Origin of the sequence: Streptomyces sp. NBC_01298 (assembly GCF_035978755.1) — a bacterium.
Taxonomy (GTDB): Bacteria; Actinomycetota; Actinomycetes; order Streptomycetales; family Streptomycetaceae; genus Streptomyces.
Genome location: NZ_CP108414.1, coordinates 45432 through 69375, shown reverse-complemented (window position 1 = coordinate 69375; position 23944 = coordinate 45432). Strand labels below are relative to the sequence as shown.

General features: G+C 67.8%; 22 protein-coding genes and 5 pseudogenes. 16 read left to right on the top strand and 11 right to left on the bottom strand.

The window, feature by feature from the left end:
- Nucleotides 1-335: 335 nt before the first annotated feature.
- A complete protein-coding gene (locus OG730_RS00360) occupies nucleotides 336-2057 on the bottom strand; it encodes an FG-GAP repeat domain-containing protein (RefSeq protein WP_327302169.1) in 1722 nt (573 codons plus the stop codon).
- Between the two features lie 427 nt (nucleotides 2058-2484).
- Between OG730_RS00360 and OG730_RS00355 the strand changes: the two genes are divergently transcribed.
- A complete protein-coding gene (locus OG730_RS00355; RefSeq protein WP_327302168.1) occupies nucleotides 2485-2628 on the top strand; it encodes a hypothetical protein in 144 nt (47 codons plus the stop codon).
- Between the two features lie 91 nt (nucleotides 2629-2719).
- Nucleotides 2720-2956: pseudogene (locus OG730_RS00350) on the top strand (transposase); the annotation flags it as partial.
- Nucleotides 2957-3275: 319 nt separating this feature from the next.
- Here the strand turns inward: OG730_RS00350 and OG730_RS00345 are convergent.
- Both OG730_RS00345 and OG730_RS00340 read right to left on the bottom strand, forming a co-directional pair.
- Nucleotides 3276-3389 (bottom strand): annotated as a pseudogene (locus OG730_RS00345) (HNH endonuclease); the annotation flags it as partial.
- Between the two features lie 446 nt (nucleotides 3390-3835).
- Nucleotides 3836-4045 (bottom strand): annotated as a pseudogene (locus tag OG730_RS00340) (ATP-binding protein); the annotation flags it as partial.
- A gap of 106 nt (nucleotides 4046-4151) precedes the next feature.
- On the opposite strand from OG730_RS00340, the gene OG730_RS00335 reads away from it, so the two are divergent.
- From OG730_RS00335 to OG730_RS00325, 3 genes are read left to right on the top strand one after another with little or no spacing between them, the layout of a single operon-like run.
- On the top strand, nucleotides 4152-6377 hold the full coding sequence (locus OG730_RS00335) for a site-specific integrase (RefSeq protein ID WP_327309623.1): 2226 nt from the start codon (nucleotides 4152-4154) through the stop codon (nucleotides 6375-6377).
- A 26-nt stretch (nucleotides 6378-6403) separates the two neighbouring features.
- A complete protein-coding gene (locus tag OG730_RS00330; protein WP_327302167.1) occupies nucleotides 6404-6913 on the top strand; it encodes a GNAT family N-acetyltransferase in 510 nt (169 codons plus the stop codon).
- Between the two features lie 27 nt (nucleotides 6914-6940).
- Nucleotides 6941-7465 carry an integrase gene (locus OG730_RS00325; RefSeq protein ID WP_327302166.1) on the top strand — a complete coding sequence of 175 codons (525 nt, stop codon included), beginning with the start codon at nucleotides 6941-6943 and terminating at the stop codon, nucleotides 7463-7465.
- 23 nt (nucleotides 7466-7488) lie between these two features.
- On the opposite strand, the gene OG730_RS00320 is transcribed toward OG730_RS00325, so the two are convergent.
- The 3 genes from OG730_RS00320 to OG730_RS00310 form a co-directional block, all read right to left on the bottom strand.
- A complete protein-coding gene (locus OG730_RS00320) occupies nucleotides 7489-7764 on the bottom strand; it encodes a hypothetical protein (RefSeq protein ID WP_327302165.1) in 276 nt (91 codons plus the stop codon).
- A gap of 59 nt (nucleotides 7765-7823) precedes the next feature.
- Entirely contained in the window at nucleotides 7824-8447 is a 624-nt protein-coding gene (locus OG730_RS00315) for a DUF6000 family protein (RefSeq protein WP_327302164.1), read from the bottom strand.
- Between the two features lie 820 nt (nucleotides 8448-9267).
- Nucleotides 9268-9840, bottom strand: coding sequence for a dihydrofolate reductase family protein (locus OG730_RS00310; protein ID WP_327302163.1), 573 nt, complete (start codon nucleotides 9838-9840; stop codon nucleotides 9268-9270).
- A 126-nt stretch (nucleotides 9841-9966) separates the two neighbouring features.
- Between OG730_RS00310 and OG730_RS00305 the strand changes: the two genes are divergently transcribed.
- On the top strand, nucleotides 9967-10671 hold the full coding sequence (locus tag OG730_RS00305) for a winged helix-turn-helix transcriptional regulator (RefSeq protein ID WP_327302162.1): 705 nt from the start codon (nucleotides 9967-9969) through the stop codon (nucleotides 10669-10671).
- 74 nt (nucleotides 10672-10745) lie between these two features.
- On the opposite strand, the gene OG730_RS00300 is transcribed toward OG730_RS00305, so the two are convergent.
- A complete protein-coding gene (locus OG730_RS00300) occupies nucleotides 10746-11984 on the bottom strand; it encodes an MFS transporter (protein WP_327302161.1) in 1239 nt (412 codons plus the stop codon).
- Between the two features lie 75 nt (nucleotides 11985-12059).
- On the opposite strand from OG730_RS00300, the gene OG730_RS00295 reads away from it, so the two are divergent.
- From OG730_RS00295 to OG730_RS00270, 6 genes and pseudogenes are all read left to right on the top strand, one after another.
- A complete protein-coding gene (locus OG730_RS00295; RefSeq protein ID WP_327302160.1) occupies nucleotides 12060-13007 on the top strand; it encodes an ArsR/SmtB family transcription factor in 948 nt (315 codons plus the stop codon).
- Between the two features lie 796 nt (nucleotides 13008-13803).
- Nucleotides 13804-14613, top strand: coding sequence for a replication-relaxation family protein (locus OG730_RS00290; RefSeq protein ID WP_327309110.1), 810 nt, complete (start codon nucleotides 13804-13806; stop codon nucleotides 14611-14613).
- Nucleotides 14547-15422 carry a hypothetical protein gene (locus tag OG730_RS00285; protein ID WP_327302159.1) on the top strand — a complete coding sequence of 292 codons (876 nt, stop codon included), beginning with the start codon at nucleotides 14547-14549 and terminating at the stop codon, nucleotides 15420-15422. The genes OG730_RS00290 and OG730_RS00285 overlap by 67 nt, the downstream gene beginning before the upstream one ends.
- 275 nt (nucleotides 15423-15697) lie before the next feature.
- A pseudogene (locus OG730_RS00280) lies at nucleotides 15698-16893 on the top strand (IS110 family transposase).
- A 64-nt stretch (nucleotides 16894-16957) separates the two neighbouring features.
- On the top strand, nucleotides 16958-17296 hold the full coding sequence (locus OG730_RS00275; protein WP_327302158.1) for a ferrous iron transport protein A: 339 nt from the start codon (nucleotides 16958-16960) through the stop codon (nucleotides 17294-17296).
- Between the two features lie 281 nt (nucleotides 17297-17577).
- Nucleotides 17578-18405: pseudogene (locus OG730_RS00270) on the top strand (transposase); the annotation flags it as partial.
- Here OG730_RS00270 and OG730_RS00265 read toward each other — a convergent pair.
- Nucleotides 18366-18935, bottom strand: coding sequence for an SMI1/KNR4 family protein (locus OG730_RS00265; protein ID WP_327302157.1), 570 nt, complete (start codon nucleotides 18933-18935; stop codon nucleotides 18366-18368). The pseudogene OG730_RS00270 and the gene OG730_RS00265 sit on opposite strands and share 40 nt — an antisense overlap.
- Nucleotides 18936-19136: 201 nt before the next feature.
- Between OG730_RS00265 and OG730_RS00260 the strand changes: the two genes are divergently transcribed.
- Nucleotides 19137-20441 carry a DUF4241 domain-containing protein gene (locus OG730_RS00260; protein ID WP_327302156.1) on the top strand — a complete coding sequence of 435 codons (1305 nt, stop codon included), beginning with the start codon at nucleotides 19137-19139 and terminating at the stop codon, nucleotides 20439-20441.
- 276 nt (nucleotides 20442-20717) lie between these two features.
- On the opposite strand, the gene OG730_RS00255 is transcribed toward OG730_RS00260, so the two are convergent.
- The 3 genes from OG730_RS00255 to OG730_RS00245 form a co-directional block, all read right to left on the bottom strand.
- Nucleotides 20718-21098, bottom strand: a complete 381-nt coding sequence (locus OG730_RS00255; RefSeq protein ID WP_327302155.1) for a hypothetical protein — start codon at nucleotides 21096-21098, stop codon at nucleotides 20718-20720.
- An 85-nt stretch (nucleotides 21099-21183) separates the two neighbouring features.
- Nucleotides 21184-21669, bottom strand: a complete 486-nt coding sequence (locus OG730_RS00250) for a hypothetical protein (protein ID WP_327302154.1) — start codon at nucleotides 21667-21669, stop codon at nucleotides 21184-21186.
- 67 nt (nucleotides 21670-21736) lie between these two features.
- Nucleotides 21737-22039, bottom strand: coding sequence for a hypothetical protein (locus tag OG730_RS00245; RefSeq protein WP_327309109.1), 303 nt, complete (start codon nucleotides 22037-22039; stop codon nucleotides 21737-21739).
- An 82-nt stretch (nucleotides 22040-22121) separates the two neighbouring features.
- Here OG730_RS00245 and OG730_RS00240 point away from each other — a divergent pair, with 82 nt between their 5' ends.
- The 3 genes from OG730_RS00240 (at nucleotide 22122) to OG730_RS00230 (ending at nucleotide 23683) form a co-directional block, all read left to right on the top strand.
- On the top strand, nucleotides 22122-22478 hold the full coding sequence (locus tag OG730_RS00240; RefSeq protein WP_327302153.1) for a hypothetical protein: 357 nt from the start codon (nucleotides 22122-22124) through the stop codon (nucleotides 22476-22478).
- Between the two features lie 325 nt (nucleotides 22479-22803).
- Nucleotides 22804-23250, top strand: a complete 447-nt coding sequence (ku, locus tag OG730_RS00235) for a non-homologous end joining protein Ku (RefSeq protein ID WP_327302152.1) — start codon at nucleotides 22804-22806, stop codon at nucleotides 23248-23250.
- 19 nt (nucleotides 23251-23269) lie between these two features.
- Entirely contained in the window at nucleotides 23270-23683 is a 414-nt protein-coding gene (locus OG730_RS00230; protein WP_327302151.1) for a hypothetical protein, read from the top strand.
- Nucleotides 23684-23944: the final 261 nt, after the last annotated feature.

Below are 23944 nucleotides of genomic sequence, written 5' to 3'. Positions count from 1 at the left end.
AGCGGACCAGGTCGTCTGTTCAACTGGCGGGGAGCGTTATTCGAATCGTGCGGTATTCCCGGCTCGTGAGCGCAGAACAGACGCCGACGGGGACGTCAGCGGGTCGCAGTGCCACTCGTAGCGCCACGCCGTGTCCAGGTCTACAGGCGCCGGGACGGTCCTCGCGGTCGTGGCCGGCATCGGAGCAGCCCGCAGACAGTCCGATCGGTCGCAGGTTTAAATCCTGTCCCCGCTACCAATGCGAACAGCCCCCTCGGCCATCAGGCCGAGGGGGCTGTGGCTGTTCGCATTTCAAGGCTCCATAGGCCGGTAGCAGTTGGTGCCTGGGGTTGTGCTCAGAGGAGTCGCTTGTAGGTGTTCCAGCCTGCGCTCACGCGGGTGCGGGCGTCGAACAGGGCGGTCGACTTTCCGTTGCCCTTGTACAGCCACAGCACGCCCGCCGCGTCGCGGGCGACGAGGTCGGCGCGGTTGTTGCCCGTGACGTCGCCGACGATGCTGAGCTGGTTGTAGATGTTCCAGCCGCCGCCGACGCGGGTGCGGGCGTCGAACGGGTCGGTCGGGTTGTCATTGCCCTTGTAGAGCCACAGCACGCCCGCCGCGTCGCGGGCCAGGAGGTCGGGGCGGCCGTCGCCGGTGATGTCGGCGGCGCCGATGAGCTGGTTGTAGGCGTTCCAGCCGCCGCCGACCCGGGTTCGGGTGCGGAAGGGGCTGTCCGGGTTGCCGGAGCCCTTGTACAGCCACAGCACGCCCGCGGCGTCGCGGGCCAGGAGGTCGGGCTTCCCGTCTCGGTAGATGTCACCGGCGCCGATGAGCTGGTTGTAGATGTTCCAGCCGCCGCCGACCCGGGTTCGGGGCGCGTACGGTCCGTTGCCGGAGAACTGGCGCTGGTAGTGCCAGAGCACTCCGGCGGTGTCACGGCCGACGAGTTCGCCGTTCCCTGTCATCGCGCTGGCGGGGGTGCCGGACGGATAAAAGAGGTCTTCGGTGACCGGGGTCAGCTTGGTGAGCTGGTCGTAGGTGTTCCAGCCGGTGCCGATCAGGTACTTGTCAGTGGACAGCGAGCCCTCCCGGTTCGCGCTGTACCCGAACAGCTGCCCGCTGCCGTCGCGAGCGAGAAGCTCGTTGAGCCGACGCAGCGGCCCGCTGCCCACCTTGAAGGACGCCGCATCCCGCCTGTAACCCTCATCGCCCCCACGGGTATAGATGCTGCTGGTGCTGTCCACGATGAGGGGAGTCGTGCCGCTGCCCTTGGGTACCGTGACGGTGAACTCGATCCAGTGCTCGCCCGCGGTGTAGTTGCAGGTGGCGTTCGCCCAGCGCCAGGTGATGGCCGGGTCGAGCGTGCATGCCATGCCCTTGCTGGTGCGCAGATCGCTCAGCTGGGCGAGCGAGCCGGATCCCCACTCGGGTGCACCCGCGCCCGGCAGGTAGACGAGGTTGCGCCAGCCCGCGTCCAGAGCGTGCACGTCGATGCGGTGGCGGACCGACTTGCCGGCCGGGACATCGGGTGTGTGGAAGGTGACCGTGTTGCGGGCGGCCCGCTTCAGGGTTTTCACCGTCACCTTGGACGAGCCGCCGGTCGGACCGTCGGGGCGGGTGCCGGCACTCTGCGCCACCTTTATGGCGGCCTTCAGGTCCCCGCCGGCAGGTACGTAGGCGTAGCCCCCGTAGACCGTCGTCATGTCGACGGTGTTCCGGCTGATGAGGAGGCCCGGAAAGGCACTCTCCTCCACCGAGCAGGCGTAGACGGAGGTCGCCCCGTCGACCTTCTCGCATCCATAGGGCTCCATGGTGAAGGAGGCGGGCAGTCCGTCAGCCGTCCCTACCGGCCCGTCGAGCGGCTTCGTGGAGAACGCGTAGATCATCGTGCCGCGCCTGACGCCGAGCCCCACCGCGTTCTGCCACAAGGTGCCGGGCATCACGACTTCGTCCCCGGGATGGCCGGTGATGGGGGCGGCGTCAACTGCTGCTGCCGGGCCCGCCATGACGCCGAGACCGGCCGCGACGGCGGACGCCGCGGTGGCTATGGAGACTGCTCTGCGCAGAGTCCTCTTCAACTGGTCCTGACTTTCGAGTGAGAGACGTCCGCAGACAGCGGAGAGTCCGGTTGTAGGCACCAGGGCCCGGCCAGGGCCAGCCGCACGGTGCGTGGATCTCAGGGCATGAAACTGTGCATCGCCACCCAACCCCGCCACACGCCGCAGAGGCGATAGTGGATAGGAGGCGGCGAGCCGGGAGAACCCCGAACTTTGCTGCGCCTCTTGTTTCCTGCCCCAGGAGATCATCAGCTGCGGCTGACCAGAGTGCAAACCTTCTGGGCAAATTGTTTCACCACCGCCGCCGCGCCCCACCAAGCTGAACTCCGCAGGACGCCCACTGAATAGGGATATTTGGATCTGAGGCTCTCTATCGGCGCGATTGCCCCAGTGCTGTACAGGAGTCCAGCAACCGGTTACGGCAGCGCGGTCGGACCGCCGGCGCGAGATGGTGGCCGAGCGGGTCGGCTACTGGGCGGCCCGCGGCACCGCCGCCGACCTCGACACCGTGCAGGCCGCCACCCACCTCGGGCTCGACGAGGACGCGGTACGCAAGCTGATGGCTCGCTTCGGACGGTGGAGCGCGTACTGATGAGCACGCTGGTCCGGGAAGCGGGTCCCGTCCCGCGGCCTACGGGGCGATCTCGTAGACGACGGTCGTGTCCGGGCAGTCCTCGGCGGGCCTGCTGCGGGCGTCGTTCCGCTATGCGGGCCGCCAGGAATGGGACAAGATCGCCAAAGCTCTGAAGCCGGTCTACACCGCTCCGACCGAAGACGCGGCCACCAGCCGGTTCCTCGAATTCTGCGAGGAATGGGGGCAGAAGCATCCGGGGATCGTCCGGTTGAGGGAAAACGCCTGGGCCGAGTTCGTCCCGTTCCTGCAGTTCGACGCAGAGATCCGCCGGATCGTCTGCACGACGTGACCGGGCCGGGTCCTGCCCCACGGCTGTGTTGCAGCACCTTCGTGGCCAGGGGGCGGCGCCGAGGCGAATCGGTCCCTTGAGGCCGTGGCCCGCGCCGACGGCGCCAAGGCCGCGGCTTGTGGGACTTCCTTCGGTACGTGCGCGGGTGGTCTTCGCGGGGTGCGCGGGGAACGGCCCGGGGTGGTGCGCGGCCCACAGGAGAGCGGCCGCGCGTTCCTTGACGATCGCGGGGATGGCGGCCAGGGCCTCAGGCCACCGCTACCTTGCCGCTGCGCTCCAGGGCCCGGCGCAGCAGCTCGTAGGGCTTCGCGGCGACGAGGAGCTGGGGGCGGGTCAGGTCGTTGGCGAACTCCTTGCGCCGCGCGGCTGTCCAGGAGTTCGCGCCGGAGCGCCAGGCGTTCGCGAGGGGGGCCATGTGGTCGTTGTCGAGCTTCCCCGAGGGCGCAGGCATCGAGAACACGGCCGATGCATCCCTCACGCCCCAAGAGGACAAACCCTGGTCTCGACCATCTGGACCCAGTCCTGCTCGTAGCGGGCGGAGCCGGTGATCCCACCATGGAACGCGGTCGCTGCCCCGGGACCTGGCGAATGCCCGACACAGCCGCGCGGAGGGCGCGAGCAGGCCGGTCTGGTTCTCGGGCTGCGCGCTCGCGCACGACGTGTCGTTGGCGCAGGTTCGCGAATGCTTCGACGACTCGGTCGGCGTGGACACTGGGCACCCGCGGAGGTCCGGATCAGGGAGGCCGCAGTTCCGTTGGGCCCCTTCGGCCCGCGAACGCCGCCCCGTCCTGCCACCTGTGTCCGGACGATGACAGGGCTCCGACCTGAAACTGGGCGTGGCCCTCTCACCCCGCCCCGCTGGATGGGGAGCCGGAGTTAAGCAGCTCGGACTCGCTGTGGGTGGGGGAGCTCGACGATGAGGAGGGCTCCTGACGGGGTGGGGGCGGCGTGCAGGGTGCCGCCGTGGCGGGCTGCGATTTCGCGTGCGATGGCCAGGCCCAGACCGCTGCCGCCGGTGTTGCGGGCGCGGGCGCTGTCCAGGCGGGTGAAGCGTTCGAAGATCCGTTCGCGGTCGGGGGGTGGGATGCCGGGGAGAGCCGGTCGTCGGCGCCTCGCCCAGGCCCTGCATGACGATCCGTCGCTGCTGCGGACCGGACGGCCTCCAGCACCGTTCTGCGTCGCACGGTTGCTGATGGCCCTTCGCGACGCCGGCGCCCAGGACATCGCGCTTCCCCGCTGCGGTGGGTGCGGCTGCGGACGGCCCTACGTGGGCAGCCGCACCGGCGGCCGGTGGGGCTGCTCGCCCTGCTTCGACAAGCCAGCCGTCTGCGCGGGCTGCCATCAGCAGCGGCGCGTCGTCAGCCGGGACCGCCACGGCGACCCTCGTTGCGCGAAGTGCCCGGACACAAACGGCGATCCACTCGCCGAACTCACCAGACTCGTCACCGCCCTCGATGCCGTGCTGACCACCGACACTGTTCGATCAGCCCTCGAACGCGCCACCGTCCGAACGGCTGGCCGGCGCCGCCTGGCCTGGGCGGTCATCGCCCAGCCCGACCTGCTGACCGGCGCCGGCTACGACGCCCCGACCCCCGCCGTCCTGCGGTTCATCAGCGAACTCGTCCAAGCCGGGGCCACGACGGTGGTCAACCCGGCCTGCTTCCGCTGCCAGGAGGTCAAGGCACTCTCGAAGCTGCTGGACGGCAAACGGGTCTGCCGCAACTGCTTCGCCCGCAACTCGGCCGTGCCCTGCATCCGCTGCGGAGCCGTCCGCGAGCCCACCGCCCGGGACGCCGAAGGGCACCCGCTCTGCCCCAACTGCCTCGTCAGCGACCCCGTCAACCTCGAGGAATGCCGCGGCTGCGGGCGCCGCCAGAAAGTCGCCGTCCGCCTTCCCGACGGACCCCGTTGCGCCAACTGCCGGCCCAGGACCGCCACCCAGTGCAGCATCTGCGGACGGACAGCGGTCTGTGAGATTTCCCGGGTCACGGGCGAACCCTGGTGCAACCGGTGCCAGCTGCGGTGGACACTATGCAGCAGCTGCGGCACCGTCGACCACGTCCGCGGCGGCACCTGGGACGCGCCTTTGTGCGCGAAGTGCACCAACCCGGACCCGGACTTCTGGGGCCGCTGCCCGGTCTGCCGCACCACATGGCAGCTCAGCACCCGCTCCTGCCAGCGATGCACGCTCGACCAGTTGGTACGCGACCTCCTTGGCGGCAACACCGGCACAATCCGGCAGGACCTCGTCCCCCTCTACGAGGCACTGTCCGGAGCCGAACGCCCCACCAGCACCATGTTCTGGCTATCGGGCTCGAAGGTCAGCATCCTGCTCCAGCAGATCGGCCGCGACGAACGACCCGTCACGCACGAAACGCTCGACGAGTTGCCTGCGAGCAAGGTTCTCGCACATCTCCGCAGCGTCATGGTCGCCACCGGAGCACTGCCGGCCCGCGACGAACGCCTCGTCGCGCTGGAGGGCTGGATCACCGCGGCAGTTCAGGCCCGCGCCGACCCCACCGAACGCCGGATCCTGCACGGATACGCAAGCTGGCATCACCTGCGTCGACTCCGACGACGCCTCGGCAAGGAACACACCACCCATCTCCAAGCCCTGAACGTCCGCTGCCACGTCACCGCAGCGGCCAACTTCCTCGACTGGCTGGCCGGCAACGGCCTGACGCTCAGCGACTGCACCCAGCCTGACCTGGAGCGATGGACCTCAGGCGCCGATGCCACCTACCGGGACGAGACCGGCCACTTCGTCCGCTGGTCGGTACAGCACCGCCACGCCCGCGGCCTCACCTACGGCACTACCCGCTGGACGGGCCCCCTCAGCACCATCGACAGCGAGAAACGCTGGTCAGGCGCCCGACGGCTCCTCCACGACGACGCCCTGCCCACCCCGGACCGCGTCGCCGGACTGCTGCTGATCCTCTACGCCCAGAAGATCGCCACCATCAGCCAGCTCACCGTCGACGACGTCCGCATCAACGACGACACCGTCGCGATCACGTTCGGCACCTCGCCGGTCGTTCTCCCCGAGCCGCTGGCCGCACTCGTCCGCGAACTCGTCGCGACCCGACGCGGCAAAGCCAAGATCGGAACCCCCGACGACGTCCCCTGGCTGCTCCCCGGGGCCGCCCCGGGCACCCCCTCGGCGACGACCGGATCGCCCAGCGCCTCCACAAGATCGGGATCCGGCCCCGGCAGGACCGCTCCACCGCACTGTTCACCCTCGCCGCCGAGCTCCCCGCAGCCATCCTCGCCCGCGTGCTCGGCATCCACATCCAAGTCGCCGTCCAGTGGCAGAAAGCATCAGCCGGCGACTGGGCCGCCTACGCAGCCGATGTCAGCAACCGCCAGCCATGACGTCCATATCCGACAGCCTCGCGGAATGATTGCGGGAGAAGCATGAGACCAGAAGACAAAGGAGCAACACGGATGCTGCTACGTGACGTTGAGCACGGCGACGTCGACGCCTACGTTCGGATGCGATGCGACCCGGCCATGATGGTCGAGCTTGGCGGCCCGTTGCCTCGCGAGGGCATGGAGTCGAAGGTCCGACGTGATGTCCAACGGGCGGCGGCGGGCACGGACTGGACAAAAATGATCGTGCCCGATGAAGCCGAGCCGGGACTGGTCGCGGGAACCGTGACCTTGTGGCCTCACAACACCGATGCCGAGCGCATGTCCGAGATCGGCTGGATGGTACTCCCGGAGTTCCAGGGACGAGGACTCGCCAAGCAGGGCGTCCGCCTGCTGCTTGAGCTGGCTCGCGACGACGGCCGCTGGGGGCTCATACATGTATTTCCGGCCACAAAGAACGCTCCGTCAAACGGTATCTGCCGCTCCCTCGTTTTCAGGTTCTTGGGCGAGCAGGACGTGCCCTTCGCCGGTCGAGTCCTACGAACCAACCACTGGGCCATCGACCCTCGCACTGACATGACCTGAGATGGGTCCCCGGCACACCGGGGACCCATGCCAAGCGCGTCGAAGGCAGAGGCATTCGGACAGTTCCAATACCCGACTCCACCATTAGCCGTCTACCCGGCCGAGACGATCGAGGCGCACAGGGCGTTCATCACCCGCCGCCGGTCCACCCAGCCCAGCGAAGAATACCGAACTCCCACCGAGGAGGAGTGGGATGCCTTCCTCGCGCACTTCGAGAAGCGCAAGGTGTCCATCGGCACCTGCGGCCGCGCATTTTCCACTCCGTGTGTTCATGAGCATGCTTGTGTCAGATGTGCACTCCTCAGGCCGGACCCGGACCAACGCTCCCGCATCGAGGAGATTTGCGACAACCTCATCGCCCGCATCGCCGAAGCCGAACGCGAAGGCTGGCTCGGCGAGGTCGGAGGACTCAAGGTCAGCCTTGTCGGCGCTGAGGACAAGCTCGCCCAGGTCGACGCACTCGTCAAGAGACAGTCGATCGCTGTCGAACTCGGTATGCCGGGCGTCCGCCAGCCGGCAGGCACCACAGAGGCCAGGAGAGCAACGCCGTGATCGAAGCAAGTGGCGAACGAAGATCAAAACGGAACAGACAACCCGGCTTCGCGCAGCCGGGCCAGGGCGGCGGACATGCACTGCCGCACGGTTCTCCCATCAGCGCGCATGCCGTGCTCCAGGGGACCTCCGCTGGCGGCGAACGTCCACGCTGGCGCGTTATCAGCCACCCGCTCCGGATCCACCCTGATCATGGCATTCACGCCCTGCTCGCCCAGCCATTCCAGGATGAGCAGCGTCACGTCCTCGATGCCACCATCCTGGTCGATCTTTGGCCAGCGGCCCTGGTTTCCTGTCATTGCCCAGACTCTACCGAGGAGTCCGAAGCAGTCGGCGTCCAGCGGTCAGGCCGGGAGGATCAGCGCCTGGTTTCCATTCTGGCGAAGAGTTCAGCGCACTCGCTGGCGAAGGAACAGAGCTGGTCCACGACCTGCCGGTACGTCTGCGGATCCCGCAACAGGTTCGGCGTGGCGTCGGTCCAGTGCTGCCACAGGCCACCGGCGGCAAGGTATGGGGCTGCTCGCTCGGTCCCAAGGACGGCATCGAGGTGAAGCAGTGTGCTGAGAGCGACGATCTGGTCGTAGACGCGGTCGGGTTGAGGCAAGCAGCGATCAAGGTATCTGCAGACTAGATCGGCGTCCGCGCTGGTGCCGAAGGTGGCAAGAGTGATGCAGTGGGCCCCGCCGCCGGGGCCTTCGCTGGCCAGCAGGAGTTCGCCGATGCGGCCGCGGAAATCGGTCCTGCCGGCTACAGCAACCAGCCAGGAGGCAGTCTTGCGCTCTCGCCAACCGCCTTCGAAAAGGACGCCGAGCTCAGCGGGAGTGATCTCCCCGGCAGCCTTGACCAGCTCTCTCATGAACAAGTCGCGCTCAGGCCCGCTCAACCGCAGCGAGCTTCCACCCAGCCGCAGGTACCGTCGGCCGGGCGTGACGAATCGTCGGACCAGGTCCATGAGCTCGGGGTCGGTGTTGGCATAGCGCATGGCTGCATCTTTGCCCGGGCGGGGACCCAGCTGCCAGCGGTTTACCCAGAGCCCCGAGTAGCGATCGCCAGTTCAGAGAAGCCTGCATCCGCTGCGCAGTTCTTCAGATCGACCCCCGCCTGCGGCCACGCCTCATCGAGATCATCCAGAACCTCCGCGAACGCATCCGCGAAGCGCGCGGCAACGGCTGGCTCGGAGAAGTCGAGGGACTCCAGGTGAGCCTCGACGCCGCCACCCCCAAGCTCAACAGCATCAGCCGGGCCCCGGTCGACGCCCGACCCCAGGCGGGGCTGGCGCAAACGGGGAGTGCTGACTACGTGGCCAGCCGCTTCGCGATGCTGATTCGTGCGGGGTCGTCCCGCAGTTCGCGCGGCCAACGCTCATCGATGACGACTGCGGTTTCCCTACATGCACCGCATGCGTTCAGGCGTTCCGGGAGCCAGAGGTAGTCGGACGGAGCAATGCCCGGGAGCTCGATCCCGCACAGCGTCCTTTCGAAGAAACCGAAGGCGTGAGCAGGATCGGGAGGCAACCCCTCCGCGACCGCGGTCTCCCAGCGACGGTCCACGGGCGCATACGGCGGACGGGAGATCTAGAACCACTCGCCGCCCACATGGTCACCGCGCAGCGCCAGGAGCAGGAGCAGGAGCAGATTTCCTCAGCCCACTCGTTCGGATCCAACGCCACTGCCACATCAAACGCCCGCACACGTCGCACTCCACAGCGCGATTCTCACACGATCGGATCTTCTGCTCTATCACCCCGGACTGCCTGGCGCAGGCAGCCTGACCTGCATGGACCGCCGGGCGGTCCCGCCGCATCAGCGGACGACGTCGAAGACCTGCTTCTGCAGACCGTTGGCGTACGCCTCGTGCTCGACCAGCTTCAGCTTCTGGGTGTCCTTGTCCGTGCCGCTGAACAGGCGCTTGCCCGCACCGAGCAGCAGCGGGAAAACGAGCAGGTGGTAGCGGTCGATCAGGCCGGCGTCCGAGAGGTTCCGGTTCAGGGTGGCGCTGCCGTGGACGATGATCGGGCCGCCCTCGGTCTCCTTCAGTGCGGCGACCTCGTCGAGCGAGCGCAGGATGGTCTGCTCGCCCCAGTTCGACACCAGGCCGTCGTCGGTGAGGGTGGTGGAGACGACGTACTTCGGCATCTCCTTGTACTGGGCGAAGTCCTCCATGTCCGGCCAGACGGGGCTGAACGCCTCGTAGCTGGTCCGGCCCAGCAGTATCGCGGCGGCCTCCTGCTGCTCCCGGCCCTTGATCTCGAAGGCCTCGGGGAGGAACTCGATGTCCTTGAAGGTCCATCCGGAGTTCCGGTAGCCGGGCTCGCCGCCCGGGGCCTCCACGACGCCGTCGAGGGAGATGAAGGCGGAGCTGATCAGCGTACGCATCTGTGGTTCCTCAGTTCTCGGTCGGGCAACGTGCTGTCGGTCGGTGATGTGATCAAGGTAGCCATGGTGCTTTCAAAAAACAAGCATTCACTTCTGACTTGCAAGTAACTCGGGTAGACTGGCGGCATGGCAACGCGACGGAGCTACAACGACGCATGCGGAACGGGCCACGCCCTCGACCTCGTCGGCGAGAGATGGGCACTGCTGGTGGTTCGCGAACTCCTACTGGGCCCCAAGCGGTACGGCCAACTGCGGTCCGACCTGCCCGGCATCAGCACCAACGTGCTCGCCCAGCGCCTCACCGAACTGGAGGCCTCCGGCCTCGTGCGCAAGCAGCGCCTGCCGGCGCCCGCAGTTACGGAGGCCTATGAACTCACCGCCTGGGGCCGGGAACTCGAACCGGTCGTACGGGCACTGGGCCGATGGGCCCTGCGCTCCCCCCAGCACGACCGCACCGCCCACCTGAGCGCCACGTCGTTCATCCTCGGCCTGCGCACCAACTTCGACCCCGGCCGCGCCCAGGGCGTGCAAGGGCGATACGAACTCCACATCAACGCCGAGGTCTTCCGGGTCGTCATCGCCGACGGCATCCTGCACGCCGAGCGAGGTCACCAGCAGGACCCGGACGCCGTCATCACCGCACAGCCCTCCGCGCTCGCGCGCGTCGTCTACGGAGGACGCACCCTGGCCGACGCCATCACCGAAGGAGACGTCCAGGTCGAAGGAGACATCGCCTCCATCGCACGCCTGGCCGCCGTGCTCACACTCCCCGCTCCCGCCCCCAGCGCCACGCGAGGAACACAGAGCCCCGAGCTGAAGAACCCACAGTGACGAACCAGACCGCTTCCCAACCTGGCCGGCCCGCTCACCCCTTGACTCTGATGCTGAAGTTCGGAGGTTGGCACTTAGACACCAGCCAACTGCTCGGCGGCGACGCGTTCTTGGACCGCGGCCTCCCGGGGCCTGGTCGCCGCCGCGCGTCGGGCCAGTGGAAGGGCGAGGGTCGCGGCCGCCGCGTACGTCAGACCGAGTACTACCCAGCCGGCCGCGCCGAGGCCACTCAGGGCCAGGGTGATGGCGAACGGGCCGGCTGCGCGGCCGAGTTGGGTGCCGACGTTCCAGGCACCTTGGTACTCGCCGAGCCGTTCGGGTGCGGCGAGTTCGTACGAGAGCGACCAGGAGCCCGCCGACTGGAACAGCTCCGCCGCCGTCAGCAAGGTGACCGCGACAACGAGTACGGCCACTGCGAGCGGCGACGGCAGTGAGCCGGTCGTCGCGAACGCGAGGGCGCAGCCGAGCACGGCCAGACCCGCCCGCCGCATGGCGCGGGCCGCCGAGCCGACCTCGGTGACGCCGCGCCCGGCCCGCATCTGGAAGCCGATGGCGAGGAAGACGTTGACGAGGAGAAGCAGGGGCGCGGTCCACTCCGGCGCGCCGGTGTACTCGGCGACCCACAGCGGCACGGCGATCTCCAGGAGTTCGCTGTGCAGGCTCAGCAGCCCGTTGAGGAGCGCGAGTCCGAGGTAGGGCCGGTCGCGCAGGACCGTCATCAGGCTGCAGCCGGGCGACTTCTCCGGACGGCGATCGGGCAGCCGGGCCGCCGCCGCACAGGCGATCAGGATGCCCAACACTCCGAAGGTGATGAGCAGCCGGAAGGCGAACGCGGTCCCGGCGACGAGCGCGGCACCCAGGGCGGGGGTGCCGAGGCTGATACCGACGTTGTGCACAACCCGGTTGTACGCGAGGGTCTCGACCCGGTTGCCGGGCGTGGTCAGGGTGCCGAGGCAGCCCTGCCGCACTGGCTCCACGGCGTTCTCCGCGAGCCCGGCGAGCCCGACCACCAGCAGAAACACGGGGAACGAGTCGACGAGCAGATACGCCGCGAGCAGCGCGGCCCGCGCCGCATGGAGGCCGACGAGGAGCCTTCGGTGACCGATCCTGTCGCCGAGCACCCCGGTGGGCAGCGACGCCGAGAGCCCCACGAGGGTGGCGACGGAGAGCCCCACCCCGACCTGAACGGCGCCGAAGCCGACGACTCGGGTGAAGTAGAGGACGCCGCCCGCGAGCATTACGCCACGGGCGAGCGAGTCGAAGAAGGACATGACGGCATAGGCCCGCAGGGGCCCGGGGGGAGGCAGGAACATGCCGATCAGTCCACCGCCCGGCACGGCACACGAGGTAGACATTTAGCCGACGTCTTAATCCATTAGGCTCGCGGCATGATCGAGATGTTCCTGAACGTGGACGACCTGGCCCATGTGCGCTTCGCGATCTCACCGCTGCAGGAGACCTCGTTCAGTCTGTGGGCGCTGCACTACCCGGGCGAATTCCCGCTTCACCTGCGCTGGTTGCGCCTGATCCGCGACGACCTGCCCGCCTTGGACACGGAGCTGCTCCTTTCCCTGGTCAGCCGGCGCCGCTGGCTGCCGGACTTCATCACACCCCGCCCGCTGGCCCGGATGCCGGACCTGGCCGAGGAACTGGCGACGGTCCGCCGCACCGACCCGGCGACGGTGGCGGCGGACCTCGCGGCCGCCTACCGCGACGAAGAGCTCCCGCCCACCCTCCAAGGCACCCCCGCAGAGGTCCGCGACCGCATCGCGGACATCCTGGAGTCGTACTGGCATCTGGCCCTCGCCCCTCACTGGCCGCGCATGCGCGGGGTCCTGGAGGCGGACATCCTGCACCGGGCCCAGCTCCTGGCAGAGGGCGGTGCCGCCGCGCTCTTCGGCAGCCTCCACTCCAACGTGCAGTGGGACTCGGGGATTCTGCGCCTGCACCGCATGACAGCACCACACCGCGTGGAGTCCGGCCGGGGCCTGACCCTGTGCCCGACCCTGTTCGGCCGCAGGGCAACCGCCCCCATCGGTGACGTACCGCGCGTCGCCTACCCGGCCCGGGGCGTCGCCACCCTGTGGGAGACGGTCACCGCCCCCGCCCCGGACGCCCTGGGCTCCCTGATCGGCCCCCGCAAGGCCGCCGTCCTCGCGGCCCTGGACACCCCCACCACCACCGCCACCCTCGCCCGCCGCCTGTCGATCACCCCGAGCGCCGTCTCCCAGCACCTCGCTACCCTGCGCACCACCGGCCTGGTGACCCGCGCCCGTGTCGGCCGCGTGGTCCTGTACGGCCGAAGCGATCTGGGGGAGCGACTGCTGGGCGGCTGACGGGGCTCAGGGCCCGCAACCACCGCAGGGGCCACTTCAGCCTTCCTCAGCCTCGCCACCTGCCTCATCACCCACAGACACGTCCAACGCCTTTGTTAGGACCTCGGGCTGGACGCAGGACCGGGTGGCGCGCTCGGCGACCCGGACAGGCGCTGAAGTCCTGGACTTCACCGCCGAGCAGCTGCGTGGCGTGACGGACGCCTTCAAGAAGGCTGGTGATGGAGCCCGTACGACGACGCTACGGCGCCTCCACACCGAACCCGGTTCGAGAGGGCGACCAGCGGGCGTACCGCCCGCAGCAGCCTGACCGGCATCACGGGCCAGGAGCCGGACGCTGAGTGCATCCGATGCGACCGGTGGCCACCGACGATGTCGTGCACTGCCCGCATGGATGCTCGACATCGTCTCGGGAGTGCACGACATCGAGGGGACGATGCCGTGCACCCCTCAATGCAATCGTCCGCGGCTAGGGCCTGTTGTCGTCCGGCCCACGGGCCGCGGTCCCTGGCCGGGAGCGCCGAGGGGCGCGCGGCCCAGCCCAGCGTCGCCTGGGTGAGCCGAAGTGGGCTCCTTGAGGGGGCGCTTGGGGACCTCCTTGGGTGCCCGACACCCAAGGCGGTTGTAAAACCCCTGTTCAGGGCAGCAATCGGCGCGAAAATTGCAGCGTCACAACCGTCTTCTCACCTAGATGTATGTGAGAAGACGGTCGCCCCCGGGCGGCGTGGACGCCTTTGCGGGCCGGACAAGACCAGCGGGCAGCCGGCCGTCGGTCGCACCAGGCGCAGGGGTGGAACTGATGACGGGCAAGCGGGTGACCAACCCGGCGGGATCCTCGAACAGCCTGCGCGGGGATGTGCTGCGCGTGCTCGGAGCGCTGAAAGTCGCGACGGCCGATCAGATCCAGCGGATCAGCGCTCCGCACCTGAACCACCGCCATACCGACAAGAAGACTCTCTCCGAGCAGAAGACCGCCCGGACCGCCGCACACAACGGCGCGCTCGCCGACATGCGCAAGCACAACCAGTCCGAGACCGGCGGCGTCGCGGCTACGGGTGACAGGCTGCGGAACCTGACGCTCAAGGGCTTGGAGGCGGCCTCCCACGAGTTGCGCCGCCCGGTGACGGAGATGGGCTCCACCGCCCGCGGCGCGGGCTCCAGTGGCGGCTCCCACCCGATGGCCGTCAACGAGACCGTCATCGCCATGCTGCGCCCGAAGCCGGACATGGCCAAGCTCGCCGACGACCCGGCCGAAGTCCGGGCCGCCGCGCAGGCCGTCGTCGACGAGCCGGCCGGGATCGGCACGATCGCCTCGTACTGGACCGAAGTCCCGCTCCCCGCCACCGGTGCCTGGAACGCGCCCGGCAAGGGCGGCGCCCAGGCCGACCTCGTCCTGACCGCCCCGCAGGACAAGATGCCGCTGCTGTTCATCGAGGTCGACAACTGCCACATGACCGCCGAAGAGCTCGCCCCCAAGCTGGAGAAGTACGCCCGGTTCTTCCGCAGGACGACCAAGGACACCGACGGCAAGGAACGCCCGATGTGGCGCACCCGCTGGACGGCGCCGGAGACCTGGTCCGGCGACAGCTCTACCCGCCGGTGCTGCTGATGTTCAACCGGGAAGGCCAGCGCGACCCCAACCGCACCGCCCAGCGCCTGACCGAGCTCACCCGGCACCTGTGGACGGGCGAGCAGTACGAGCGAGGCTTCCACGAATACGACGGGAAGATCCCGATCATCGCCACCAGCCTGCCCAAGCTGCGCGAGCACGGTCCACACGGCCCGGTGTTCCTCCGCTTCGGCTGGCGCACCCCGCAGCAATCCCCGCCGAGTGGCAGCCGAGGCCCGGCACCGCGACGAGGCCAGTCGTGCCTGAAGGAGAGCCGGGCAGAGCAGCGGCAGGTGGCCGCGGAGCAGGCAGCGAGGAAGGCCGCCGAGCGTGAGGCACAACGCCCCCTCTGCACCGGCTGCGGGGCGCGGTTCACCGACGACCGCTGGGAGACGGCCAGCAAGATGGACTGGGGCACGCCGACCGACAGCCACCCGGGCCTGTGCGACGGCTGCAAGCAGTGGGCCGTCGCCGACGAAGGCCGACCAGCCGGGAACCAGGAGCACCACGAACCGGCGAGCCGCGGTGCGGAACCGTACGAGTTCCAGCGCTACCCCCGCCGCCCTGTCTGCGCCGAATGCCGGACCCCGTTCACCGACGAGCGGTGGAAGGCGGTCGAGCGCGTCGGCTGGACTGCCCGCCAGGAGGCCAACGCGTCCCTGTGCGAGCACTGCGACCAGCGGCATGAAGCCGGGCTGCGGGAAGCCTGGCCGGACCAGCAGCGGCGACAAGAGCAAGGACCGGAGCCAGAGCAGGAGCAGGTCGTGCCCGAGCAGAAGGTCGGCCGCTGGTTCTCACGCCGCACCTGACCACCAGGCCAGCCCCTCCGCTGGCAGTGCGGGCAAGCCTGAGCTTGTCCTACCTTCCAAGCGTGGGTCTGAGTCCGTCATTCGTCAGATCGGCAGTGCCCAGGGGCTCCGGGTATGGCTGTGAGCTTGTCGCCGCTTGATGGCTCAAAGAACTTGGCCGCCCGGAGCCCCGCGACGACTCGACCGCTAATTGGGATACGCGACTTGATCGCTTCGTAGGACAACGCCGGCGAGGTCGTCTGCTGGGACCCATGTGAGACGACGAACTGGCGGAGGTGACCGTGCCCCAAATATGGGCCGGAGGCGACATCGGCAAGGAACATCACCACTGCGTGGTGATCGACGCTCAGGGCAAGCTCCTCCTGTCGCGACGGGTCTTGAACGACGAGCCGGTCCTGCTGGAGCTCCTCGGCGATGTGCTCGCGCTCTCCGAGGACGTCCTGTGGGCGGTGGACATCAATCACGGCGGTGCGGCCCTGTTGATTGGCTTGCTCCTGGGCCACGGTCAGCCGATGACTTACCTCACCGGTCTGGCGGTGCACCAGGCATCCGCCGGCTACCGCGGCCAGGGCAAGACCGACGCCAAGGACGCCTTCGTCATCGCCGACCAGGCCCGGATGCGCAACGACCTCGGCATGCTGCGGCCCGGCGTCGAGATTGCCGTCGACCTGCGCACCTTGACCGGGCGCCGCACCGACCTCGTCTGCGACCGCACCCGGCAGATCAACCGACTCCGAGCACAACTCTTAGAGATTTTCCCGGCATTGGAACGGACTCTTGCGCTGACGAACAGAGGTCCCGTCCTCCTCCTTACCGGCTATCAGACTCCAGCCGCGCTCCGCCGCAGCGGCGCCAAGCGCATCGAAACCTGGCTGAGGAACCGCAAGGTCAAAACGCCGCAGCCATCGCCGTCGCCGCTCTAGAAGCCGCTGCCGGCCAGCAGACGTCCCTGCCGGGCGAGAAGCTGGCCGCCGCCATGATTGCCCGCCTTGCGAAGGGGGTCGTCGCCCTCGACGAGGAGATAGCCGAGCTCGACGCACTCATCGAGGCACGGTTCCGCGAACATCCCCACGCCGAGGTGATCCGTAGCCTGCCCGGGATGGGCGCTCTACTCGGAGCCGAGTTCATCGCCGCCACCGGCGGCGCCATGGACGCGTTCGGCACACCGGACCGCCTGGCTGGCTTCGCCGGCCTTGCCCCCGTGCCACGAGACTCCGGACGCGTCAGCGGAAATATGCGCCGACCCCGCCGGTACCACCGCGGTCTTCTATGGGCCTTCTACCTCTCCTCCATGGCGAGCATCAGGGCGTGCCCCGCGTCAGGGGCGTACTACCAACGCAAGCGCGACGAGGGGAAGGGCCACAAGCAAGCGGTGCTCGCTCTCGCGCGCCGCCGGGCCAACGTTCTCTGGGCCATGCTCCGCGACGGAGCGTGCTACCGGCCAGCCCCATCAGTCACGCCGGCGGCTTGACATCCCTATTGGGAAGTTCTTTATCTTCTGGCGCTCCTGAAGGGGTGCGGGCAGAGTGGGCGGCATGACAGACAGTTCCAGCCCTGTTCCTGCGGACGTAGACGACCGCCAGGCGATCGAGCAGGTCCTCGGTCGTCCCTTGAGCCAGGCATGGCCGACGAGTGCACTGGCACCGGGCAGCCGGGTCACGGTTGTTCGCGACCAGGACTGGGACGGTCCTTGGCAGGTCGAGTTTGCTGGAACGATCGATGCCATGGGTGCACCCGAACCCAACGAACATGCCCTCTCGCTCAGCGGCGAGCTGCTGTACTGGGTGACCTTTGACGCGCCGCAGTACGACTGCGACGGGGCCGGCCCCTACCACAAGGCCCAGATCTGGGGTCGGTACCTACGGGCCGAGTAGGAGCCCGAAGCCCAGATCCGGGCCTCAAGTCCCACTCGAATCGTCCGTCGAACTGGGTCGCTCACCTGGGCATTCGCCGGACGTGGGGGCGGCCTTCGTCTGATCATGTGCTCCGACCAAGGATGCGTGTGACCACGACGAAGGCCGTAGGTGAGTCTGCTGCCTGGTGCTGTCCGGAGGGAAGCGTTCGCGGAAGCGTCACGCTTCCGGGGCGAGTTCTACGAGTGTCTGACCGCCCGGCGCGATAAGTTGTTCGAGCTGCTGTTCCCGGACGGCGCGGTGACGCGGTCCGGCTCGGACCGATCGACGACGCAACCGCGATCACCGCCGCCCAGCTCCGAGGAGTCGTTGAACGACTCATCACCGCGGGGCAGTGGCAGGCCGGGGACCCGGCCATCGTGATCGTCAGCGATGCCGGCTACGACCTCACCCGCCTGGCCTGGGTCCTGCGCGACCTGCCCGTCGAGCTGATCCGCCGCATAGGCATCGCCCGACTGACGCGCTGGCTCCGCGCTCGGAGCGTCCGCAGTCCGGAAGAGCTCGCGACGACAGCAGTCGAGGCCGCCGAACAGCAGCACACCGCGGTCCCCGGCGAGACGGTCATCGCCCAGCTCGTGCGGACCATCGCCGGAGACGTGCGGGTGTTGAACGAGGAAGTCGCGGAGGTCGACCGGCTCATCGAGGACCGCTTCCGCGCCCACGACCTCGCGGAGATCATCACGAGCATGCCCGGTATCGGCCCCCTCCTCGGCGCCGAATTCCTCGCCGGAGTCGGCAGCGACATCACCTTCTTCGCGACCCCGGACCGGCTGGCCGCCTTCGCCGGCCTCGCGCCGGCGCCGCACGACTCGGGGAAGAAGAGCGGCAACCTCCACCGCCCCCGTCACCACCATCGAGGCCTCCAGCGCGTCTTCTACATGTCCGCGCTGACCAGCGTCCGCTACGACCCCAACTCCCGGACCTTCTACGACCGCAAACGCGCCGAGGGAAAACGCCACACGCAGGCCGTGATCGCCCTCGCCCGCCGCCGCGTCAACGTCCTGTGGGCTCTGATCCGTGACCGACGTCTCTACGAAGTGGCACCGCCGCAGGCGACGGTCTCGCCCTGATAGGGGACCTCGGCCTCGTTGGTGCCGTCCAGCGTCAGAACCGGCGGGGCAAGCCGATAAGGGCTGCCCTCGGGGACGAACCAATGTGAGGTGTAGTCGGCCGGAATCGCGTGTGGGTGCTGTGGGTCGGTGAGCATCTGCAAGATCAGCTCCGTGGCGGTGCACTCGAATCGGTCTCCATCGTCCTCACTGACCTCCATCACACACACGGGCCAGGCATCCGGGTCCGCCCCAACGGTGACCCAGCAGAGCAGAAGTTCCTGCTCATTGCTGGCCCACGGGAGTGCGCCGGTCTGCTCATGGAACGAAGCCCAGGCGGCAAGATCCTCAGGGGCGTGCAGGTCGATGTATCCGTCGGCGAACGTTCCCTTTCCGAACCGTTCCACGAGCCGTTTGTAGTCGGTCGGCAACCGGTACCCAAGGTGTCCTTCAACGCCCGTCCAGTCGACCTGGAGGATCCGCTTGGTGCCCCAGTCGACAGCGTTCGCGAGAGATTCCAACCAGTCGGCAGCAGCAGATTTAGGGGTCATGCGTCCGAGTCAAGCACCTGGCTCTCCTGCATGCCGCAGCGGCGTCCGCCTGATCGAATCGAACCCTTCGGTAGGGGTTGGGGGGACGCTCGGATGGCTTGACTTCTCCATTGGGAAGCCCGCGCCCGACCCAGCAGGGACGTTGTCGCAGGTGGCGGCTATGTTGCAGCTCGTCGGTACGGAGGCGAGCGGGGAGCGGCGATGGTGGTTGAGGTGGGGTATGCCCGGGCGTGGGACCTGGAGGCTCGAGTCGTCTGGGGGCCGATATCCGTGGAGGAGGCCCGGGAGCGGGATACCGCTGGGCTTCCGTACGTGGTGGTGTACCGGACGGCGGGCCGGGAGGCTCCGCTGGAGGTCCGGCTCGTCTCCTGGCGGGATCACCATGTCGGTCTGTTGGTCTACGACGCACAGGGCCGCCGTACCTACGACCTGGACATGCGGCTGCTGGACGACCCGATGCGAATGCTTCGCCGGTACACCGTCGGCTGGCAATACACCGGACTGCAGATGGCGGAATCCGACGAAACATGTCCGCGTGTCACCGTGGAGCTTTTCCCGGATGGGAGGGGCCGGCGGACGGAAGAGCCCGGGGGCAAGGGCGGAGGCGCCCACATCACCGTGCCCCAAGTCCGCGACGACGAGCGCTGGATGGAGCGGCCTGTCTTTGGAGAGTGGCCGCTTCTCTCGGCCCGGTTCCACGGTATGCCGGAGACACTGAGCTTTGAGATCGCCGAGGCAGCTGCGGCAGCCGATGACAGCATCAGCAGCGGCCACGCTCCCGCCACCTGCTGGCGGCCGCCTCGCCCCGTGCAGCCCGGTCCGATTGGGGAGTTGTTCCGGCCCGGGGTGCGCGTGACCGACGGGTACCACCCTGAGATGACGGTGGTGGAGCCGCGGCGCATCGGCACCCTGCGCGTGCCCAGCGGGCTACTGGCTATCTCAGGCCCGGACATCGACCACGCAGACGGACCCCACGTCACGGTCCCCGTCCCGCCCGGGGAGTACGTACTGGACGAAGCGCGGGCCCGCCACACTTACCACTGCGAGTGGGAGCAGAGCGAGGTTACGCGCACCGACACCCTGGCCGTCCGCCTCCTCGTCAGCGAGGCTCCCGCAGTGTCCTGGGAGATGGCGCTCAGGCCCGAGGACGATCCTCGGCTGTTCATCGAGAACCAGATCTCCGGATTCGACACCGACGGCGCCACCGGTTGCTTCGCCGATGCCGGGGCCTGGGAACCGCTCCTTGCCCTCTTTGAGAAAGGCCTGATCCAGGCAGACCCGGACCTGGACCCGGACGCCTACGAGGACATCAGCGACTCCATGTACCTACTGCGTACCCGCGACCAGGCCACCGGCGGCGAGCTGGCGGCCTTCGCAACGACAGGTGACGGCACCTATCCCGTCTGGGTCGGCCGCACCGAAGCTGGCGAGGTGGTCGGGGTCGTAGTGCTGGTGGAGGGGATGCCCGACATACTCCCGGACGCCGGACCCACTATCGACGCCTGACCCGACAGCACGCGCCAATGTCGTCCCTCTATGGGATTTCAGCAGGTCAGCGGCGTCCGAGATTTAGCGTTCTAGTTGTCTGCCCGGGCCAACTAGAACGCTAAGTCACAGGAGGTCATCGCCGGTGGGACTGTAGGTTCTCGCTTTCGGCGTCATAACGCGATGCTGTGACCTGCAGGTCTTAGCGCTGTCTTACGCGGGTTGGCCAGCGTTCTGTCTCACGGCCGTGTCATTTCCTCGCAGCCGCCGCGGCTCGCAGCCGAGGTCTCCCTAAGGTCATCCAAAGAGCAGTTCAACATTCGAGTCGACGCAGATCTTCAATACGATCACGAGCTGTCGGGCATCCTCGATGTGCCGCAAGAGAGTGGGATCGCCTTCCTCGGTTTCCCACTCAGTGATGATCTCGGCCAGCCGGGGCAGAACCCTGGCGCAGTCGGCAGCGGACAGCTCACCGTCATCATCAGGATGGTCAAGCAGGGGCTCAAGCGTCGATGTGATCTCGCTCCATTGCCGGTCCCCGCCGAAACCCCACATGTCCTGGAGTGCGAACCCCTCCGACTGCGCCAGGCGTCGGCGGAAGGCCTTGAAACCCGAGTAGGACCAGCTGACGTCCGGGCTGGTGAGGTCACCATCCCCAGGGAACAGGCACAATCCCACGAAGCCTCCTCGATCAAGACTTCATGATCGAGCTGGCAGGGCGGGTGCGGCAAGTGACTATCGGCCCCAGGCCGGGGGGCGGCGGTCACATGATCAGCGGATCTGCCATGAGGACGACTCGATCGGCCTCGACATCGAAGCCGAGCACCGGATGCCCGTAGTCGCCCTCCGGATCCATCAGGACCGGCTTGCCCAAGCGTCGCCCGATCTCCCGTAAGAAGCCGCAGAACACATCAAGTCGCTCCTGCCCCTGCAACTCCCGAGGGTCAACGTAGAAGTCGATGACCTCGTCGTCAAGGAAACGAAAGATCGCTAGAACATCTGGAGTCGGCCAGACCCGCAGGTTCGGGCACTCAGCGTCCACCGGACGAGACAGCACGGTTTCCGCCCGAGGCACCGGCAACACTGTCCCGCCTTCGGAGTACTGGCACTTCCAGCTCCCCTCCTCGACAAGATCGAGAACCGCCTGCCAGTCCTGCACCGAACAGCCTGGGGCACGCATGTCCGGCAGCGACCCCATCGAGTCCGGGTCGAAGAAACAGCTCACGTCATCCCATAGAAGATCAGCCACACCGCCATGCTGCCCGGCTCCCCGATCCAAGGCAGCCCCGTTCCCCTTGACCACCCTTGGCTAGCAATCACGACGGCCGGGCTGTGATCTGCCGACGGGCGGAGTCCCAGACCTCCTCGAACTGGTCGGAGGTCAGCTCCTCCGGATCGTGGCCTTCCCATTCAGGGACGGGCAGTTCTGCTGTGATCCCGAACCGGTTGTCGTACTCGTCGAGGCTGCCTGTGTCGCGGGCCTGCTGCCATTCGGCGAGGGAGGCGGCTGCGATCTGGATCAGCTCAGGCCCTTCGAGCTCGATCTGCCGGGTCACCCAACCTTCGGCGTCGACCTCGAAGTATGACCAGGTGTCTTGCTCGTCCCAGCAGCAGCGCATCCATGTCGTCACCAGCCCATGATGACAACATGCTCTGTCTGCTCGCCGAGGCAATGTCAGAGCTGTGTTGGAGGATCACGCCATGCTGATTGCGACTGATGAGGCGGGCCGTGTGGTGAAGAAGCCCTCGAAGCCAGCGATAGGCAGGATGCTGGCCAACCTCCAGCGCGGTAACGCGCATCTGATTCTGGAGCGTGTGGAGGAGGGCACGGAAGGCAGCTGGTATGTCCAGGTGTTGCTGCGTGACGACAACACGTACCAACTCGAATTCCGGGACGGCGTGGCAGCCGAGCACTACCAAACGCGGACCGTGTCCCAGGAGAAGGTCTGGACCGCGATGCTCGGCTGGGCGGCCGGCATGGCCGACTGGAAGGTCGACTTCATGTGGAACAACATCGGCTCGCAGTTCGAGGCGGATGACGCTCAGCATCAGGGCTGACACGACCTGGTGCTGACGACTGCTACGACCTTCTTGCCGAAGGGGGTCAGTTTCATGGAACGAGTCCACTACACCCCCAGCGCACGAGTAACTGCCCCTGAGACCAAGGTGACAGCGCTCTTCCCGTGCGTGGCGGGGGGCCTACACCGCATCACTCATAAGAGTGAATGCTCCGAGCTGTGAGTCTCACAACAGCTGCATAAATGCCATGCATATGCAGCTGTTGCTGAGATTATGAAGCGGAATTTGAGACCCTACAGGGACGCTGGGGAGAGGGGTCCGCTGCGGTGACGGAGGTCTCTTCAAACCGACATGGAACGGGGCCGTGAGTTTTGGCTTGGTCACGATTCCGATGGCACTTGTGCCGGCAACCGAGGACCACTCGGTCTCCTTCCGTCAGATCCATACGACGGACGGCGGCCGTGTCCGGTACAGCAAGCGGTGTGAGCTCGACGGCCAGGAGCTGAGCCAGGCGGACATCGGGCGCGCCTACGAGACCGCGACCGGCACGCTCGTGGCGGTGACCGACGAGGACCTTGACGGAATGTCGCTCCCCACGGCCAAGACGATCGATATCATCTTCTTTGTTCCGGCTGCCTCGATCGACCCCATCGCGGTCGGCACGCCGTACTACCTGATGGCCGGCGGGCCGGCTTCCGCGAAGCCATACGTCCTGCTGCGCATGGCCCTGGAGCGCTCCAGCAAGGTGGCTGTCGCGAAGGTCGCGCTCCGCGGGCCGGGAACGCCTGGCCCTTCTCCGTGTCGTCGGTGAGGCCCCGTGCCTGCCCATCATGCTGTGGCCGGATGAACTGCGATCTACCGACGGCGTCCGTACGCCGCCGGCCGACGTGGAACTGCCGGAGGAGGAGGTTCAGGCTGGGGTCGCCCTGACCGAGGCGCTCTCGGGCCGCGCCATGGAGGATCTCCACGACGAGTACCGCGAGGCGCTCGAAGCCGTCATCGCGGCCAAGGCGGAAGGCGTCCGGGCCCAGCCCCCTGAGCCGGCCGAAGCGCCCAGCGGGCAGGTCGTCGACCTCATGGCCGCCCTGGAGCAGTCGGTGCAGGACGCGAAGGCGGCCCGCAGTGGGCATGGCCAGGAGGACGCGACCGTCCACGAGATCAAGACCGACGCCCTGGCCAAGAAGAAGACGGCGCCGAAGAAGACCGCGGCCCGCGCCCGCAAGACGTCACCCCGCAGCGCCTGACCCAAGGCCAAGGCGGGCACCCAGGCCGGGATCTGGGGAACGGTGAGGGCGGGCTACAACGCGATCACCGAGTACACCAACCACGTAACTCCGGCACGCGGCACCAACTACCCTGCGGGCATGACTGATTACCGTGCGAAGGTCGTCGAGGTGCTGAGCGAAACCAGCAGGAACGACACCCGCGGCATCATCTCCGCAATCCTCTGCCTCGCTGACGCCCTGGACGGCCGCAGGGGCGCAGCGGCAGGCATGGGCCCAGGG

Bases quoted from the DNA above. Each gene is read 5' to 3' on its own strand.
- OG730_RS00355 (WP_327302168.1), top strand. From the start codon at position 2,485: ATGGTGGCCGAGCGGGTCGGCTACTGGGCGGCCCGCGGCACCGCCGCC.
- OG730_RS00315 (WP_327302164.1), bottom strand. From the start codon at position 8,447: ATGCGCTATGCCAACACCGACCCCGAGCTCATGGACCTGGTCCGACGA.
- OG730_RS00230 (WP_327302151.1), top strand. From the start codon at position 23,270: ATGCTGTGGCCGGATGAACTGCGATCTACCGACGGCGTCCGTACGCCG.
- OG730_RS00245 (WP_327309109.1), bottom strand. From the start codon at position 22,039: ATGCGCTGCTGCTGGGACGAGCAAGACACCTGGTCATACTTCGAGGTC.
- OG730_RS00265 (WP_327302157.1), bottom strand. From the start codon at position 18,935: ATGACCCCTAAATCTGCTGCTGCCGACTGGTTGGAATCTCTCGCGAAC.
- OG730_RS00290 (WP_327309110.1), top strand. From the start codon at position 13,804: ATGACGGGCAAGCGGGTGACCAACCCGGCGGGATCCTCGAACAGCCTG.
- OG730_RS00325 (WP_327302166.1), top strand. From the start codon at position 6,941: ATGCCAAGCGCGTCGAAGGCAGAGGCATTCGGACAGTTCCAATACCCG.
- OG730_RS00260 (WP_327302156.1), top strand. From the start codon at position 19,137: ATGGTGGTTGAGGTGGGGTATGCCCGGGCGTGGGACCTGGAGGCTCGA.
- OG730_RS00330 (WP_327302167.1), top strand. From the start codon at position 6,404: ATGCTGCTACGTGACGTTGAGCACGGCGACGTCGACGCCTACGTTCGG.
- OG730_RS00310 (WP_327302163.1), bottom strand. From the start codon at position 9,840: ATGCGTACGCTGATCAGCTCCGCCTTCATCTCCCTCGACGGCGTCGTG.
- OG730_RS00335 (WP_327309623.1), top strand. From the start codon at position 4,152: ATGGCCCTTCGCGACGCCGGCGCCCAGGACATCGCGCTTCCCCGCTGC.
- OG730_RS00240 (WP_327302153.1), top strand. From the start codon at position 22,122: ATGCTGATTGCGACTGATGAGGCGGGCCGTGTGGTGAAGAAGCCCTCG.
- OG730_RS00305 (WP_327302162.1), top strand. From the start codon at position 9,967: ATGGCAACGCGACGGAGCTACAACGACGCATGCGGAACGGGCCACGCC.
- OG730_RS00300 (WP_327302161.1), bottom strand. From the start codon at position 11,984: ATGTTCCTGCCTCCCCCCGGGCCCCTGCGGGCCTATGCCGTCATGTCC.
- OG730_RS00320 (WP_327302165.1), bottom strand. From the start codon at position 7,764: ATGACAGGAAACCAGGGCCGCTGGCCAAAGATCGACCAGGATGGTGGC.
- OG730_RS00295 (WP_327302160.1), top strand. From the start codon at position 12,060: ATGATCGAGATGTTCCTGAACGTGGACGACCTGGCCCATGTGCGCTTC.
- OG730_RS00275 (WP_327302158.1), top strand. From the start codon at position 16,958: ATGACAGACAGTTCCAGCCCTGTTCCTGCGGACGTAGACGACCGCCAG.